12 protein-coding genes and 1 pseudogene are annotated in these 16,182 nt (G+C 38.0%); 6 read left to right on the top strand and 7 right to left on the bottom strand.

Going from position 1 to position 16,182, the window contains the following annotated elements; translation table 11 throughout:
- Positions 1–89: 89 nt before the first annotated feature.
- From AAZO_RS23455 to AAZO_RS23470, 4 genes are all read left to right on the top strand, one after another.
- Positions 90–1,535: a hypothetical protein gene (locus tag AAZO_RS23455; protein WP_013193066.1), complete on the top strand. Its 1,446-nt coding sequence runs from the start codon at positions 90–92 to the stop codon at positions 1,533–1,535.
- Between the two features lie 36 nt (positions 1,536–1,571).
- The gene (locus AAZO_RS23460; RefSeq protein WP_013193067.1) at positions 1,572–2,747 is read left to right on the top strand and encodes a glycosyltransferase; all 1,176 of its coding nucleotides are present in this window, start codon (positions 1,572–1,574) and stop codon (positions 2,745–2,747) included.
- A gap of 113 nt (positions 2,748–2,860) precedes the next feature.
- The gene (locus tag AAZO_RS23465; RefSeq protein ID WP_013193068.1) at positions 2,861–3,457 is read left to right on the top strand and encodes a YdcF family protein; all 597 of its coding nucleotides are present in this window, start codon (positions 2,861–2,863) and stop codon (positions 3,455–3,457) included.
- Between the two features lie 1,145 nt (positions 3,458–4,602).
- Positions 4,603–6,822, top strand: a complete 2,220-nt coding sequence (locus tag AAZO_RS23470; RefSeq protein WP_013193070.1) for a GumC family protein — start codon at positions 4,603–4,605, stop codon at positions 6,820–6,822.
- Positions 6,823–7,609: 787 nt separating this feature from the next.
- Here AAZO_RS23470 and AAZO_RS23475 read toward each other — a convergent pair.
- From AAZO_RS23475 to AAZO_RS32170, 3 genes are all read right to left on the bottom strand, one after another.
- Positions 7,610–7,846 carry a DUF4327 family protein gene (locus tag AAZO_RS23475; protein ID WP_013193071.1) on the bottom strand — a complete coding sequence of 79 codons (237 nt, stop codon included), beginning with the start codon at positions 7,844–7,846 and terminating at the stop codon, positions 7,610–7,612.
- 1,185 nt (positions 7,847–9,031) lie between these two features.
- Positions 9,032–9,430 carry a 30S ribosome-binding factor RbfA gene (rbfA, locus tag AAZO_RS23480; RefSeq protein ID WP_013193072.1) on the bottom strand — a complete coding sequence of 133 codons (399 nt, stop codon included), beginning with the start codon at positions 9,428–9,430 and terminating at the stop codon, positions 9,032–9,034.
- A 139-nt stretch (positions 9,431–9,569) separates the two neighbouring features.
- Positions 9,570–9,776 (bottom strand): DUF751 family protein, encoded by a 207-nt coding sequence (locus AAZO_RS32170; protein WP_013193073.1) that lies wholly within the window; start codon positions 9,774–9,776, stop codon positions 9,570–9,572.
- 173 nt (positions 9,777–9,949) lie between these two features.
- Here AAZO_RS32170 and AAZO_RS23485 point away from each other — a divergent pair, with 173 nt between their 5' ends.
- Positions 9,950–10,777: a DNA adenine methylase gene (locus AAZO_RS23485; protein ID WP_013193074.1), complete on the top strand. Its 828-nt coding sequence runs from the start codon at positions 9,950–9,952 to the stop codon at positions 10,775–10,777.
- A gap of 43 nt (positions 10,778–10,820) precedes the next feature.
- On the opposite strand, the gene AAZO_RS44325 is transcribed toward AAZO_RS23485, so the two are convergent.
- The 4 genes and pseudogenes from AAZO_RS44325 to AAZO_RS23505 all read right to left on the bottom strand — a co-directional run bounded on the left by AAZO_RS44325 (position 10,821) and on the right by AAZO_RS23505 (position 14,775).
- Positions 10,821–11,081 (bottom strand): PD-(D/E)XK nuclease superfamily protein, encoded by a 261-nt coding sequence (locus tag AAZO_RS44325; RefSeq protein ID WP_420807081.1) that lies wholly within the window; start codon positions 11,079–11,081, stop codon positions 10,821–10,823.
- 2 nt (positions 11,082–11,083) lie between these two features.
- A pseudogene (locus AAZO_RS32175) lies at positions 11,084–11,877 on the bottom strand (IS5 family transposase).
- A 646-nt stretch (positions 11,878–12,523) separates the two neighbouring features.
- Positions 12,524–13,744, bottom strand: coding sequence for a HetZ-related protein (locus tag AAZO_RS23500; RefSeq protein ID WP_013193076.1), 1,221 nt, complete (start codon positions 13,742–13,744; stop codon positions 12,524–12,526).
- A gap of 371 nt (positions 13,745–14,115) precedes the next feature.
- A complete protein-coding gene (locus tag AAZO_RS23505) occupies positions 14,116–14,775 on the bottom strand; it encodes an L-threonylcarbamoyladenylate synthase (protein ID WP_013193078.1) in 660 nt (219 codons plus the stop codon).
- A 104-nt stretch (positions 14,776–14,879) separates the two neighbouring features.
- On the opposite strand from AAZO_RS23505, the gene larC reads away from it, so the two are divergent.
- Positions 14,880–16,142, top strand: coding sequence for a nickel pincer cofactor biosynthesis protein LarC (larC, locus tag AAZO_RS23510; RefSeq protein ID WP_013193079.1), 1,263 nt, complete (start codon positions 14,880–14,882; stop codon positions 16,140–16,142).
- The last annotated feature ends 40 nt before the right edge of the window (positions 16,143–16,182 follow it).

Here is a 16,182-nt window from a genome sequence, read left to right on the forward strand (position 1 = left end):
TAAAAAACAAATCCCCCTATTGTTTTACAAAAGTCAGGGAACTAACGCTTTCAATTCTCACAAATTAAATAGGACTCATATTCCTACTCATGAACATCTCCAGTCATCCCTACTATCCAGAACCAGGGTCTACCAATCAAAGAAAAGGTTTTGCTAAGGCAACATGGTTCGGCACATTAGCCTTTCTTGCTGGCTTAGTTCTTGCATTTACAAGCATAAGCTTGGACTTGAATCCTAGTTTGATGGTACGTCAAGTTGCCATTGAGGTAGGGATAGCCATAGGAGTGAGCATATTCTTTGATAGCAGACGGGGATGGAACAATTTGTTTCGAGGCGATTTAGCTTGTATGGTGGCTCTGTATTTCTTAACACTGATTGAATTTTTATATCCACAGACCAAGTTTGATCAACTCTTGACTCCTGAGCAAACAAAGCACGCTATCGAAGCTCTACTAATAGGATTTGCAGGTTTAGCTATCGGTCGTCATATAAACTTTTTTAAGCCAGCACTACCACAGTGGTTAGATTGTAGTAACATCCCTGACAAAGCTTTATTTAGATTCTTCTTAATATCAGCTTTCCTGGCCTACTTTTATATGTTCATGTCAGTTGACTTCAACCCAGTGAAACTGATAGAAGCTCTATTAGGACCACGATTTGGTGTACCTTGGGGACGAGGGCGTTTAGGAGACTGGCGAGTATTTTTATCGGAATTAAAGTTGTTCTCTTTCGTTATACCTTCCCTAACTGGTATTATCTGGAATCGTCGTCAATCATTTCGTGGTTGGCAGATATTTCTGGTGATTTTTATCTTTGCCTTTACCTTGTTTGAAGGATTTGCCGGAGGAACACGTAATGTCTTGGGATCTTACATTGCTACATTCCTGGGAGGATATTTACTCACATTAAAACGTCCCAATATATTTAAGGTAGTGATTCCTATTGCTATAATGGGGTATTTAATAGTGTTTGCTACCCGTCATATGCTGGGTTTTAGAGAGATGGGAATCAGCCGATATTTAGCAACCGCAGCCTATGATACTCAGAAAGTGCAAGGAACATTAGCTGTTGACTACAACCTAAATAGTATAGGTTTATTGGTGGATGCTTTTCCCACTAAACATGATTTTCTAGGTCTGGAACTTTTAGTAGTATTCCTAACTAAACCCATACCTAGAATATTATGGCCAGATAAACCAGAAGGTTTGAGTATATCTATTGAAGAAGTTGTAGGTGCTGATGGTTGGACAGTAGCCGCTACTTATGTTGGTGAAAGCTATATGATGGGTGGTATTGTAGCAGTAATATTAATATCCCTTTGTATAGGTGTATTAGCTAATTGGTGGTCTCGTACAGCCGCTTTTAATACTACAGGATACAGTATAGTCGTCAATGCACTGGGCTTTTTTACATCTGTAATTTCTATGCGTAGTTTGATAGCCCTGACAACATCTATGTTACCAATTCTGGGGCTAATCTTTATTGCTAAAACTTTTCCCGGTTTATTGGGTGTTAAACGTTTACGTCAAAAGTAGCTGCGACAATAACTTAACTATGGTGGTATTTTTTAAATGAAAGTTTTACATATAATTCCTTCTATCAGCCCTAAACTCGGTGGTCCAACTCAGGTAGTCTTGAATTTAGTACGGGCTTTAAGGAAAGAAGGAATTGATGTAGAAATTGCCACAACTAATGATGATGACGGACTGTTGCTAAATGTGCCATTGTTGGAGTGTGTAGAATACCAGGGATTACCAGTTTGGTTTTTTCCCCATGCAGCTAGAATAAAAGCATTTTTACCTTCTTTGGCATTTACACAGTGGTTGTGGCAAAACATCAAAAATTATGACATTTTAGATAATCACTATTTATTTTCCTATCTTCCTAGCTGTGCTGCTATTTTTGCCCAGTGGCAACAAGTTCCATACACAGTGAGAATTATGGGACAATTAACGCCTTGGGCATTGGCACAAAGTAAGTTAAAAAAGCATGTTTACAGTTATTTAATTGAAAAACGTAATTTAAATCAAGCAGCTGCTATTCACTGTACATCTGTAGGTGAAATGGAGGATGTGATCGCTTTTGGAGTGAAGCCGCCAAAAGTTGTTTTACCCCTGGGAGTTAATCCTCCAACATTAATTGGTGATGCTAAATCTCAATTACAATATCGGTATAATGTTTCTGAGGAAGTTCCTATTATTCTTTTTCTCTCCCGTCTGCACTATAAAAAACGTCCTGAACTGTTAATTCAAACATTAGGTGAGTTAAAAAAACAAGAACAGAACTTCTATTTACTGATTGCTGGTTCTGGACAAGACACGTATGTTCAATCTTTGCAGAAAATGGTCGCATCTCTCAATATAACAAACCAAACTTCATTTGTCGGGTTTGTTAGTGGGTATGAGAAAGACTTGTTGTTACAAGGTTCTGACTTGTTTGTACTGCCAACTTATTCGGAAAATTTTGGTATTGCTTTAGCAGAAGCTATGGTGTCCGGTTTACCAATTATCACAACTCCAGGTGTACAAATCGCTCCAGAAATTGATGAAGCTGAAGCTGGAATAATTGTAGAAGGAGAAATAGGATCTTTAAAAAGTGCGATCGCTGATCTTTTAAAGAATCCCCAATTACGGGAAAAAATGGGTAAAAATGGTCGCCTCGTTGCTCTGCAACGCTATTCATGGCAGACAGTTGCTCAACAGTTAGTCTCTACTTACCAAGCTATTCTTAATCAAGAACAAGGGTGACAGGTTAAGGTTAGACTGGGGCTTGCTCCCCCTGCTTACCAAAACAAATCTCTTTGAATGCTACTAACTATCAGGTGGTTGTTAAGACTAACAAAAACACATTGATTCTCATTATGAAGCGGTCATATTACCTGCTAAAAAAATATTGGATTCTAAGTTTAGCCAGTTTTAGTCTAGTTTTTCTGAGCATTATCCCTATCAGAATTGCGATTGCCTCATACCAAGCACCCCATCCCCAAGCTATCCTTACCCTTGGCGGTGGTCAAGAACGAGAAAAGTTTACAGCTGAATTTGCCCAAAATCATCCTAATTTACACATCTGGATTTCCAGTGGTATACTCCCAGCCCAAGCCTTTGCTATTTTTGAGGAAGTAAGTATTCCCACAGAGCGTATTCACCTTGACTACCGTGCTGTTGATACAGTTACTAATTGTACTACCCTTGTCCACGATTTCCACAAATACCATATTAAACACATTTATCTAATTACCTCAGATTTTCACCTTCCCAGAGCTAAAACCATAGCTACGCTAGTGTTAGGTAGTCAAGGGATCACCTTTACCCCCATTTCTATTCCCTCCGAACGACCCAGAGAATCTATATTTCCCATTGTCCGTGATAGTGGACGCTCTTTATTGTGGATTGTATCAGGTCGTACCGGAGCAAGTTTAAACCCTCGTTTTCTGTCTCCATTGTATGTGTCTAGATAAATACACCATTGGCAATTATACTCCTGGTGCACCCTACCTTTAGAAACTTTTGTGGTACTTTGTTACTTCACCTTTAGTTGAAATTCATTGGCTGCCAATTTTATCTGTAAAAGTTGGTATAATTAAGCTTTTTGGAGCCATCCTTGGTAAGGGTATGCGTATGTGTGAGTGAAGTTTCCCTAGCATTTAACTGTTGCAAATCATGTCTCCACCAGTGAAAATACTTAGCTAGATAACCTTGCACCCGCACCCACAGTTATCGAAAATCATGTTTGTCTATCCCAAGGTGTTTATTTTTTTACTGGCAATCATGACTCGAATCAAGCAAACAGATTTTAAACTCATTCCCGTCCCTGTCCATATTCAAGAAAGTAGTTGCATAGCTGCTAAATCGGAAGCATTCCATTTTAGTAAAAAATCATAACATAAATTGTCATTGTGTTAGCGAAGCGTGCCGTAAGCCATACGGAACGGAGTGAAGTAAGTGTATCCCTTCGCGAACATTGCGCTGTGCTTCCTTCATACCCTGCGGGAAGCAAGCTACAGCATGACAATAAACTTACACATTAGTTAGTATAGGAGACACAGTAGGAAGGTGAGCTATTTTAACTCTCGGTAGTGTAACTGGAGAATCTTTAGAGCCGATGATCAATGTCAACCCATGAAGAAACGGTGAATAGAGCAAGTAGAATATTTTTCTCCTCTTCCCGCACAATATGAATAGTATTTACAAATAAGCAGTTATACTTTGACTTGAAATATATTTAACCATAAACTACATAACTGAACAGGTAAGGTGTAGAATACAAACATCCTATTTGTGGCATCGAACGATACAAAACAATATTCGCTATTTATCGCTATTGCATTCCAGAATTTGATAAGTTATTAAGACTCACTGCACAGAGTTAGACTATGAAATTAACACTTGGTGTTCACCCAAATGTCGCAATGAGGCAAAAAAACAATAAAATAAATTATCTAATTTTAGATAGAGAACTAAGTATTGTTAAGGCTAGGGAAGTATAAATATACCAATCTTTTAGAACTAACGGTCAAGGATATTTGGTGATTATTTTGATAAATAACCAACTTCTAAAAACAGAAAATATTTATTTAACTAATTACTTTTCTAATAGAAATCTATGAACAAGCAGAATGCTAGTAGAATCTCAACTTTTAATGAAAATGGTAGGCCAATAATTACGCCTGAAATATTGCCATATCAGAACTTTTCCTACTTGGAATCTGAAGAAGATGAAGGCAGTCTAAAAAACATCTTAGCTGTTGTTCAAAGACGGGTCTTAATAATTGCTGGCGTTGTATCTGTAGTCATGGCTACTGTTATTTATTCAACGGTCAACGAAGAAACCATTTATCAAGGCAATTTTCAGATTTTAGTTGAACCTGTTAATAGCGATAGTACATTAGGCCAAATACCACTGCCTGATTCTACTATCCCTAAATCTAATCTAGATTACGAAAGTCAAATTCAGGTTCTCAGAAGCCAGGAATTGATGAAAGATATTTTGCCAAATTTACAATCTTCCTATCCTGATATTACCTATAAATCACTGCTCAAAAATTTAACTATCCGACGTTTGGGTTCAACCAAAGTTATAGAAATAAGCTATAAAAACCGAGATCGCAAGAAAATTGAAATTGTATTAAATACACTTTCTAACTTCTATCTAGAATACAGTTTAGAAAAACGTAAAACCAAGTTAAATCAGGGAGTTCAATTCGTAGAAAAACAATTACCTGCTATCAGAAATCGGGTAGCTCAATTGCAACAACAATTGCAAATATTCCGACAAAGATACGACTTTCTGGATCCAGAAAACCAGTCTGGTCTAGTTGCAACACAACTCCAACAATTGGAAGAGCAGCGACTAGGAATTGATCAACAGTTAGCTACAGCACGAGCCAGTTATGTAGGCTTATCAACACCACAAGGACAACAGGCAACCTTAAATCAAGCGCCCATATATAGTCAATTAGTATCTCAATTGAGGCAGTTGGAAACTCAGCTATCTGTAGAATTAGCACGTTTTCAACCGGATAGTCCATCCATATCAGTATTAGAAGAAAAAAGAGAAAATATTTTGCCTCTCATAGAAGACGAGCAAAAGCGGTATATAGGGTTAAAATTCGCTGAAGCAATTACTCTGATTCAGAAACTAGAGGTACAAAGTCAAGAACTAGCTAAAGTAGAAAACCAAACAAAAATCAAACTTGAGCAATTACCAATTTTAGCCAGACAATACAGTGAAATTCAGCGGAATTTGCAACTAGCAAATGAAAGTCTCAATCGGTTTTTAGCTACTCGTGAAAGCCTGGTAATTCAAGTAGCTCAAACAGAATTGCCGTGGGAATTAATACAACCACCAAATCAAGGGGAATTACCTATATTACCAAATATACCCCGGAATTTACTAATGGGATTATTTAGCAGTTTAGCTTTGGGAATTGCTATTGGCTTCCTATTGGAAAAACTAGATAATACGTATCATGATATTGGCAGTCTGAAGGAAAAAATAAAATTGCCCTTCCTGGGAACTCTTCCCATCGACAGAAGCGTTGCAGGTTATCAATCTTCTTACCTCAATTTCACTTCTGGTTCACAATCTGAATCCCGTAAGGGCTCTGAAGTAAATGGTTGGTTATCTAATCTTTTCCGTCGTCAGAGTAAAGTCTATAACTATTATGGACAAGGGCTATTTTGGGAATCATTACAGGTTCTTTATGCCAATATTCAACTGCTAAATTCTGATCAACCAATTCGTTCTTTAACTATTTCTTCCACTATGCCAGGAGATGGGAAAACCACAGTTTCTTTCCATCTTGCACAAATAGCAGCAGCCTTGGGGAAACGAGTCTTACTTGTGGATGGTGACTTACGACGCGCCCAGGTTCATAAATTATCAAATTTGCAGAATTTGTCAGGTTTAAGTAATGTTCTTACTTCCAATATGCCAGTTGAACAGGTGATTCAACAATTACCTGAGATGAGTTCATTATCTGTAATTACGGCTGGTTCAGTCCCACCAGATCCAGCCAGATTGCTGGCATCAGATAAGATGAAACAACTGATGGAATACTTCAATGAGAATTTTGATTTGGTAATTTATGATGCTCCTCCCATGCTGGGGTTAGTTGATGCCAGACTACTAGCACCTCAGACTGATGGTATGCTGCTGGTGGTGAGGATAGACAAAACAGATAAGTCGGCTATGATGCAACTTCAGGATAGCTTGATAAACTCTCCCATCAATGTCTTAGGTGTGGTTGCTAACGGGGATAAGCAAAAACTTACTAGTTACAATTACTACTATAGTGCTGGTAGGGAAGCTAGACAACCTTAATTATGCCTGGTTTACTCAGCTGAAGGATGGCTGTGGCGGGCTAGATTTAGCCCGCCACAGCCATCCTATTTTTGTAGGGTGCTGTCGGTGATAGGATTCCTTAAACACGCTCTATAGAAATCCTATTTGATTTTTTGATTTTTGCGAAAGTGGACTGCTATTTACACTTCATGTGAGTTAATGAATAATGAGGGTAACAAGTTTGACAAAAATATACTTGCCCAAAGTTTTGAACCCTGGACAAGTATTCATAAAAAAAATTATTACTTATTCAAACTTACGACCCATAGGCGTAGCCCGTTATAGATATTGTCCACTAGAAAAGTAGTATAAATTCCAACTGTCTCTAATGAGAATAATTCTGTGTTTAAGGGAAAAAATCTTGAGGGGCCAGAAAGAACCTAAAAAGGTTTCTGTATAAGGGTTATATCCTTTAGACCCTACTGATAAAATGTCCACTTATTGCGAATAAAACTGATGACTTGTTCCATTAACAAGACCATTCTCTTCGTATCTTCAGGGTTTATACTGGCGTAGCCCCCTGATAACTGCACAGTTAATTGTCAATAAGCACCGTTTTTTCATCAATTTTTTCAAGGGGTCTATCACCTAAAACCTTTTTCCTATGATAGTTTCACCTTGCTTGTCGCCCCTTCAAGCAAAAAAAATGTTTATGAATCGGGAAATACTCATCAAAATCGGAGATTAACCTAAGATTTGACGTTTAATTATTTTTTGTCAAATCCACCCATGAAAAATTAACACCCAAGTCACTATCAACTTTTTATTAGTCGTTGTCCCATTCTTCCCGACCTATTAAATCGCCAATGCGATCACGCAATAAAAAGTCACATTTCTCCAATTCACATTCAACACAAACCCACTCTCTCGCTGGAATGTATTGACAGAGTGTATATATTGGTTGTTGACGGCTCACAATTCCCTTTTGCACCAGTCGGCGTGCTTCGTCCTGGATTACGTCTAGAGAGTAGTAATTTATAGAGGACACCGTATTCACACTCATTGTTTTTACTCACAAATTTAGATTTAGATAGTATTCCCAACATTAATCAGGAACAAAAATGACGATAATTTAGACCTGTGGTTAGGTTTTGTAGTTTGCTATACGGAACTATTATCATTTTGACGCTATATATCTGTAAATTATCTAAAGAAATATTAAGTTTGTCAAGGATTGATAACGTTTTTTATAACTCTCCTTCATATTATTAACGCCAAAGCAGCTAAGCTAACTAGGCTGAATCGTAATACATCCCAATACCTGTCGGTTAAGGGGAAAAGGGCTAAAATTTTTCTTTACCCTTGAAACTTTTCCCTGCTCTTGCAAAATATACTTTTCTAATCTTGTCTACTAATTAACAGATTTAACACATTGATATCTATATATCTATGGTCACAATTTGATTTAGTGTTTTCAATTAAGTGGTATGAGAAATCGCTTATATATAGCTTAAATAATCATTATAAAGACTTTGCTCACAATACTACGATTTTTCCATAAACAATCAACCTAACCAGCTATCTTGTACTGGAATCTAGAGCTGGTAAGAAATTACAGGGTAAAAACTTTGCTTATATATAAGTTGATGTCCTAAGGGAGCAAGGCGATTTTGTGAGGTGGGGTAAAAAGTGTGCTTTTAGCTACGCCAACCACAGAGATAGCCCAAATATTCCTTTGGAATGAAAGTAAAATAAATCACAGGAAAGAAATCAAATTGCAAGACAAAGTATCTTCTCAAAATATCCTAAGAAGACTTGCATTCAATAATTTGTGGCTGGTGGGAATAAGCTGCTTAGGTCAGTAATCAAATAAGCATGTGCATGTATTGATTACCATAGAAAATTCTGTTAAATGGGAGTTGTAGGTCTAAAATATTAGACAGTTTGAAGATGGATAAAAGAGGTAAAAATGGAATTACAGAAATTATGCCAACTTCCAGCTATCCATTGACAACGAAGACGTAACATAATTACTGATTACTAATATTAAGTAACACCAATAAATTCCTTGGACACCTGTTTGTTAATAATCTTTTAACTTGTACTCTGTTCTATAAGTTATGCTTATTCCATAAGATATATGGAATCAAACTAAGAAATAATTTCTTAAACCTTTAATTCACTGCAAAAGACAAAAACCTGGATAAGACCCAGGCTTTGGATGAAATAAAGGCTAAATTTAAGTTAATTATTCAGGAAAATCTTGGTCATCTTCCTGTGTGCTTTCCAGTGAACGCTCCTGCTGGAGTTGGTTTAATAGACTTAGCACTTTAGTACCTCGTTCAAGAGAGCGATCTTCAACAAATATCACTTCTGGAGTGCGACGTAGCCTTACCCTAGCACCCAGTTCACTGCGAACATAACCGGTCGCTGATTTTAAGCCTGCCATTGTTTCAGCCTTTGCTTCCTGGGTCCCATAAATACTGACGAAGATTTTGGCGTGTTGTAAATCACCGGAAACATCCACATCGGTGACACTTACCATTCCTGTCCCCACACGGTCATCCTTAATACCGTTGAGCAACATTTGGCTAACTTCTCGTTTAATTAATTCAGCAACGCGGGAAACGCGGCGATTTGTAGCCATATAAATTCCGCCTTCTCACAGAGGTTGTATGATATAAATAGATGCAAAATAGATGCAAACAAAATAGCTAGGACAGTGCTTGCGGCTGATAACACTAACAGCAACAGTCCGTGAGGCTAAAACCCGGTAAAGCTATTGTCTAAATTGTACTCAAGCCCAGCATCGCCCGAATAGTGAGCGTTAGGAAAACCAGACTACCTGCAAACAAGCCTACAAAGGCTATTAAGGTAACTGGGCGTTTCAACAGCGGCATTAATGGCTCAAAGGTATTCAGGAAAAGACCTAAGACAATAGTAATCAAGTACCGGGGGTAGCGAAATACGTTATCCCAAAATCCGTCAAACATTTGAATATAGACTGCCTTGTTATAAACTGTAGTTTGTTGTCAGGTGCTTATTTAACTTAATTGTAATCTATAGTGCTGAAAATCGCTCAATTCATATAAAATATCATTTGTTAGATTATATTGGTTTTATTTTTACTAGCTTAGTAGGTTAGTTTTATTTTAATCATAAGTACATGATAAGTCAAATCCCCAAAAAAACTTGTCCACGTCCCTTTTTGAAGTGGGCAGGGGGTAAAAGTAGGTTAATTCAGCAATATCAACAATATTTTCCCACAAATTACCAAACTTACTATGAACCCTTTTTAGGAGGAGGGGCTGTTTTTTTTCATCTGCGACCAACTAAAGCTATCTTAACTGATATTAATACCGATCTAATTACTACTTATCGCTGCGTTAGAGATAATGTTGAAGAATTAATTGAACTTCTTCAAAAACATAAAAACCTACATAATCGAGAGTATTACTATGAAGTACGTTCTGATCTTCAAACCACGGATATAGAAAAAGCGGCTCGGTTTATTTATCTGAATAAAACCTGTTTTAATGGTTTATATCGGGTCAATTCCCAAGGTAAATTTAACGTCCCTGTGGGTAAATATAAAAATCCTGGGATTTGTCAAGAAGATATATTAAAAATTGCATCACAAGAACTTTCTCTAGCTGAGATTAAACAAGCTGATTTTACAGAAGTCTTAAAATATGCGAAAACCAGTGATGATTTTGTGTTTTTTGATCCTCCATATTGTCCTGTCAGTCAAACTAGCTATTTTACAGCTTACAGTCGATATTGTTTTGGTGAAACTCAGCAAGTTCAATTAAGAGACGTATTTATTGAATTAGCTAAATGCGGTGTAAAAGTTATGCTGTGTAATTCAGATTGTGAGTTTACTCGTAATATTTATAGGAATTTTAATATTCAGACGATAACAGCAGCAAGATCAATTAATCCTAATCCTAAAAAGCGTGGAAATATTAATGAAGTCTTAGTAACTTCTTATTAAATATTTTTGTTAGCCTAAATAATAAATGAAGTTAGTTCACAAATTACCAGCAAATTATTATTGTTGCCAACTTGTTGTTGCCAACTTGTGTGTTTAACCAATTAATTGCACCTGGTTTTATACCTCCACCATCAATCATAACAATTGTTGGTGCAGGATAGAAATTTTCAATGTCCGCATTTACATAAGGAAGCTTTTCATCAACTGAACCACTAGTATTTTGCCATTTACATTCACATTCAATGATTAAACTGGAAGGATCTGAAACAGAACCAATGAATGAGAGATGATTTATAAAGTAAATGTTTAGGAGACAAGAGGAAGTAGCATAATTCTAGTCATAAGAGCATATATAGCCCCTTCCCTCATTTGTGTTAAACGCTCATAATCCTTGCTTAGACGAGGATATTAGTTAAACCACCCAAATGTTCTTTCTACTACCCAGGGTTGTGGTAAAACTTTAAATTCTTGCTCAGTAGGTCCTATGACTTCAACATGAGCTTGAATCATGAACCAAACTGCAAGTGAAAATTTATCACCGTCATAACCGGAATCAACCCATAAAACTTGGACTTTTTCCAATAATTCTGTGGGTTCCTCTAGCAGTTCCATTAGTGCATAGGCAGCAAGTATTCGTTCTGGGGCATTCGCTTCACTAACAACAACTTTCAACACAAGTCCCAGGCTATCAACTAAAGTTTGCCCCTTTCTTCCTTTTACCTTTTTACATCGGTCAAAACCATACACATCCCCTTTTTTTGGTCAGTGTTGACCGACTGACTGTCTGCGGCGAGCGCGGTAGGTTGTGTTGATTTACCTAATTTCGAGCGAACTTGACCACCCAATGTATGGTTGAATTTTTCCCAAACCCCCTGGCCCTGCCATTTACTGTAATAGCTATATACCGTTGACCTTGGCGGGAAGTCACCTGGAAGCATATTCCATTGACATCCAGTTTTCAAATGATAATAGATGGCATTACATATTTCACCCATATCTGTTGTGGGTAGATGCCCTCCTTCTTTGGCTGGTGGAATCAATGGGGCCAGGATTTCCCACTCCATATCAGTTAAGTCTGTGGGGTAAGACTTTCGTTCCATGATTAGCTATGTAAATACACTAGATTTTATGTATCCTATCCTTCCAACATTCCTTTTCTACTCCCCTTTACATTGACCTTATCAATAGCCTCTGATATAGAAATCTACAAATGTATAGGTACTATAAATTCCCTTCCCTATGTGAACCTGCGTTGCATATCTTTTTGGGAAATTGGTACAACTTAAAAGAGATTCAAGACGTTGTTTCTTTTTGACTTGCTCTCCCAAGTTGATGTATCCATACCCTGCGAAAGTTCCTTCTAAAGTTTTTTAGAAAATTTTTCCAGATTTATTGGCCTGTCCCCCTTGAGTCATAGTCATACTCAAATCCTCTGCGAAAAGTCCTATTTATTCTAGAATTCCACAAAAGCAGTCGTAAAGGGGAATAGGAATTCAAAATTAAGAAAGTCAGATAAAATTTGAGTATTTGGATAAAAATAATAAATATGATAAGTTTGTACTTGAGAACAGATATATTTATTAAAGTCTAAATTTTAAAATCTGAAAAAATATAAAATATCTATTCCCTAACTTCTTCTCTAATTCTCCCTTTACTTGGGGAGAAATAGAGGAGATATTTGTTTTGTAGGAACAGGTGTATGAGGTGGTGAGGTATTTAGATAAATTTAGCAATTTCACCTTAGCTTCAGCAGGTTTTAACTTCAGCATGACCATTGCGGATAGCCCATGCGAGTTCTAGCATTTGAGTCCAGCGTTTTTGTAGTTGTTTAGGGGTACATTGGACAGCTTTAGCGATCACTTGATCATTCTCCATTAGAGTTTTTAGCTGAAAGATTTGCTGTTGCTGTTCTGTGAGTTGATTCCAAAAAGCATCCCACTGCTGAGAAGATAAACCCAACTTATGTTCTAAACCAGCACCCAGCCATTGATGTACTAGTTGCCAGTGGTGTTGTTTAGCAAACTTCTCAACGTGATACTTAAAGCGTTGTTGCAAATAATCGCGCTGACGGCTAGTTAATCCTAAAATTTGGTCAATTTCCGGTGCTGAGAGATCCTGAAGTTTAAGAGACAGGTAATCCATGCAATCAGCTTGACCTTGAGATTCCAGATATTTCATCAACTCTGTAATCACGCGATCGCGTTCCGACTCCTCAGATGGATCAAAATTAGGTTTAGCAACCATCTGTGACCTAATTTGTTGCACGGCCAAATTACGTTGATAAGATTCTGCCTCTTCAGTCTTAGCTGAATCCACAGCCATTTCAATATCTACAGTCGTTTCTTGGGGTTGACGACGAGCAAAACCTTGAGCGCGTAACACAATCAACTGTTGATTAGCACCACCAGGTAAATTAATCCGCCGTTTAGCATACTGCTCCGTAAAAGCCATATACTCAGCTAATTGTAGTTGAGTACGTGGTGTGTAATCTTCAGCTAATTCATTTTCTCTGCGAAAAGCTTTAATCGCTTCAATATAAAAAGCTTGCAGAAAATCTTCAATCAGATTGTAACGAGCTTCAAAACCTAATTCTGAGCCAGCAACAGTAACATGGCGATAAACAATAGCACCTAAACTACTATGTAATTCTACACGCCCTTGTTTTGAGCCTAATTGATAGTAACGCAGGCACTTTTGTAAACGGTGTCTTGCTAAAGTAATCTGCCAAGACCTAACTTGCCCTGAAGTTTGGATGCGGGAACTTTTATCACATATCCGTTCTACTTCTTTAGCTATGCGTTTAGTTACGGCTTGCACACATCCAGTTGAAGCTTTTACCTGACTCTGCATTTCCTGACAAAGCAGTTGCAATAAAGTCTCAGAGTTAATATCTGATAAGTCTTCGGTTGAAATATCACCATCAAAAGCAGGTGTGGAATTTGGCAGATTGACGAGGTTAGCTTTCATGACTTTTCCTGAAATTGGTATTGCACCTTAACTAAAACGCAGACACAGTATTTAAGCACAGTCATAACTGGATAATTTTGTTGGTATTGATTCATCAAAACTTACCTTTTATGAGGTTTACTGATAACACTGTAATAAATTTCACAAGTTAAGGGCTTATCAAGTGTGTCGCTTCTTTTATCAGCAACTAGATCAAAGGTGAGACATCGGCTTTGAGTAGGCGCTACAATTAGTCCAAACCCTAGGAATGCAAAGATTTGCTGCCATCCCTTTTCCCGTGATCCCAGCATCTTTTTGTATGACAATTTCAAAATTGGAGTATGTTTATCACAATTTGCGAAACAGAGGGTTGCATCTGTAAGACTTAATTATTATACCCAAGCTGCTGCTGCTTCCCAACCTAACCCCCTCCGTGTAATGACTGGTTCTTCATCCGTTAGGTCTAAAATGGTAGAAACATGATACGTAGGTTCTTCACCTGTATCTATAATAATGTCCACCAAGTTATCCCAACGGTCAAATAGCTCTACCCGCGACATAATATTTTCTGAATCTAATTCAGCTATTTCATAGTCTATGTCCTTGGGTGGTAAATGTGCCGAAGTGGAAATAATCGGATTTCCTAAGGCTTCCAGCAATGCCAAACATACAGTATGGTCTGGCACTCTAATTCCTGTGGTTTTTCGCTTGGGATTTTGCACCAGTCGCGGCACTAACTTGGTTGCAGGTAGCAAAAAAGTGTAGGAACCTGGTATCAAACGCTTCATAATCCGATAGGCTATATCACTTACGAAGGCATAAGTTGCCACATTAGAAAGGGAAGGACATAAAAATGTCAATGGTTTATCATTCCCTAACTGCTTAATTTGCCGCACTCTTTCCACTGCCGACTTGGCATTCAAATCACAACCAATTGCATAGACTGTATCAGTAGGGTAGAGCATGATAGCGCCACTAGAAAGCGCCAACTTTATATCCTCTATACGACGGTTTTGAGGATTATCAGGATGAATTGTAAAAGTTTTGGCCATAACCTGATTGGGAACTGGGGACTGGGGAAATTAACCTTTTACTTTTTGCCTTTTGCCTTTTCCCACTGACAACTAACAACTGACAACTGACAACTGACCAATTTATGAATAAAATTGCTTATCTTCAATGTCCAACGGGAATTTCCGGTGATATGTGCCTGGGTTCGTTGGTAAGTCTGGGTGTTCCCGTAGAGTATTTAGTAGGAAAACTTAATGCTTTGGGAATTGAGCAGGAATACCAATTACGAGCAGAACTTGTTCATCGGCAGACTCAGCAAGCTACTAAAATCCATGTCCATTTAGTACACCACCACCATTATCACCATCACCATCATGGCCGCCATCTACCAGAAATAGAGAAGATGATTCTCAAAGCTAAATTGCCATCACAGGCAGAAGCTTGGAGTTTAGCTGTATTCCGCCAGTTAGCAGTGGCAGAGGGAGCGGTACATGGTATTGAACCGGAAAAAGTTAATTTTCATGAGGTGGGTGCTGTAGACGCGATTGTAGATATTGTTGGTACTTGCTTGGGGTTGGATTGGTTAGGTATCGACAGCAATCAGGAAGGATTACCTTTGATATACTGCTCACCGTTTCCGACTGGTGGGGGAACTGTTCGCGCTGCACATGGTCAAATGCCAGTACCAGTACCAGCAGTATTGAAGTTGTGGGAAATGCGGAGTTGTCCAGTGTATAGTAATGGTATTGACAAAGAACTAGTAACACCGACAGGGGCAGCGATCGCAACTACCTTAGCTAGAAGTTTTAGTTCACCACCTCCAATTATCCTCAAACAAGTGGGACTAGGAGCAGGTTCTCTCGATTTACTCATCCCCAATATACTACGACTCTGGATCGGTGAAAGTGTAAATGAAAAGACAAATATTCCTGATTTTGCTAATACTAGTCCTAATTTAGAAATCATCTCTGTCCTAGAAACTCAAATTGATGACTTAAATCCCCAAGCTGTTGGCTATGTCTTTGATGCTTTATTTGCCGCAGGGGCCGTGGATGTCTTTACTCAAGGTATAGGAATGAAAAAATCCCGTCCAGGGCTTTTGTTGACTGTAATTTGTTATCCAGAACATTTAGCCAGTTGTGAAGAGATTTTATTCCGCGAAACCACTACTTTAGGAATTCGTCGGACTACTGAACAACGCACTATTTTACAACGGGAAATACAACAAGTAGAAACGCCTTATGGTAATGTGCGTGTGAAAGTGGCCTGGAAAGGACAAGCAACAGAGAAAAGTATTACTAACGTGCAGCCAGAATATGAAGATTGTGCAGACTTAGCACGAAAACATAATATTCCCTGCCGTGAAATTCAACGTTTGGCGTTACATAATTGGTATTGTCAAACTTAACTCTGAAAAAAAACAGATTTAGGGGATAAAAACTAGACTT

Origin of the sequence: 'Nostoc azollae' 0708, assembly GCF_000196515.1 — a bacterium.
Taxonomy (GTDB): Bacteria; Cyanobacteriota; Cyanobacteriia; order Cyanobacteriales; family Nostocaceae; genus Trichormus_B; species Trichormus_B azollae.